Raw genomic sequence first — 1476 nt, forward strand, 5'->3', positions numbered from 1 at the left:
GCTCGGGCCGACGAACCGGTACGACCGGTCGAAGGCGTCGACGCCGGGCTGGAACGCGCGCGAGGTGAAGACCAGGTTGAGCGGCTGGCGTACGTTCGCCAGGTCGAGCAGCGGCAACCCACGGGTGTCGTAGCGGCGGTGCAACTCCCCCCGCGACCGCAGGTAGCCCCGGACGTTGCGGGGCCGGGTCGCCGCCGCGGCCAGCAGCTCCCACGAGGCGGCGGTGGGGCTGGGCGCATGCCGGTTGAACGCGAACGTGGTGAACAACGCTGCCGCCGGCACCTCGAGTTCGCGGGCGGCGACTGCGCCCCAGGGGCAGGCGGCGCCGTGGACGATCAGGTCAGGCCGGATGCGACGCAGATCGGAGAGCACGGGCGGCAGCAGACCGACGGCGGTGCGTGCGAGCCCGTCCAGCAGCGTGAGCGGGATCGGCGGATCGGGGAGCGGTTGATCACCCCCGGGGTAAAGGCGCACGGCCGCACCTGTGGCCTCGATCTCCTTCGAGAACGCGGGCGAGGTGTGATAGGTGACGGAGTGGCCACGGCGGACAAGCTCGGCCACGACCGGCAGCGTCGGGTTGACGTGCCCGTGCATGGCGATGTTGACGAACGCGATGGTGCTCACCGGCCGACCCCCGATGCGGAAGCGATCTGTGCCTGGCCCAGGCCGGCCGATGCCACAGCAGACCAGTCCACCCGATACAGGCCGGGCCCACTGATGCGCAGCCCGTCGAGAAAGCGGCCCGCCGTGAGGCAAGCGGTCTCGATCAGCCGCTGGGAATGGCCGAAGTCCCACGGGGCTGGCCAGGTATCGATGCCGGTCGGCAGCACGACGGTCGGAATCTGTTCGGACGCGTCGTGCAGGTCGCGCTCGATCTGATGGCGCCACAGCAGCAGCCCTGCCCGGGCGGCGACCGCGCCGGCCCGCCGGGGTGGAATGGCCGGGCGCAGCGGACAGTTCGCCGGCCCGGTCGACAGCACCACCACGCTGGCCGCCCCTGCCTGCAGAGCCGCTCGTACCGGGACGTAGGCGATCACCCCGCCGTCGACGAGCATCCGGCCTTCCCGATACACCGGGGGCAGGAGCCCCGGGATGGCTGCGCTGGCCAGCAGCGCGGACTCGAGATCTCCATGGTCGAGCAGCGCCTGGTCACCGGTGGCCAGATCCGTGGCCACCGCGGCGAAGGGGATCTCCAGCTGTTCGATCCGCGACGGCAGCTCGGCCCGAGCGATCAGCCTGCGCAGGCCACGATCGGCGCAGATGCTGGCCCGCGAGGACATATAGCCGAACGGAAACACCTCACGGCGACGCGCCTGGGTCCACACACGATCCAGCCATGGTGCGGCCTTGCCGGGGTGGGCGGCCGCGATCGCTCCGTTGAGGGCGCCCACCGAGGTTCCGATGATCAGGTCCGGGACGAATCCTCGCTGCTCCAATGCCCACCCGACGCCGACCTGCGCGGCCCCCGGCCGGAAA

Annotated in this window: 2 protein-coding genes; both read right to left on the minus strand. The window is 71.5% G+C overall.

Annotated features, from left to right (window positions below; genetic code table 11):
* Positions 1-624: glycosyltransferase (locus ETD86_RS54345; protein ID WP_484213978.1), on the minus strand; the 624-nt coding region annotated here is incomplete at its 3' end.
* Positions 621-1476: patatin-like phospholipase family protein (locus ETD86_RS54350; protein ID WP_138674386.1), on the minus strand; the 856-nt coding region annotated here is incomplete at its 5' end. The genes ETD86_RS54350 and ETD86_RS54345, both read right to left, overlap by 4 nt.

Origin of the sequence: Nonomuraea turkmeniaca (genome assembly GCF_005889735.1) — a bacterium.
Lineage (GTDB): Bacteria > Actinomycetota > Actinomycetes > Streptosporangiales > Streptosporangiaceae > Nonomuraea > Nonomuraea turkmeniaca.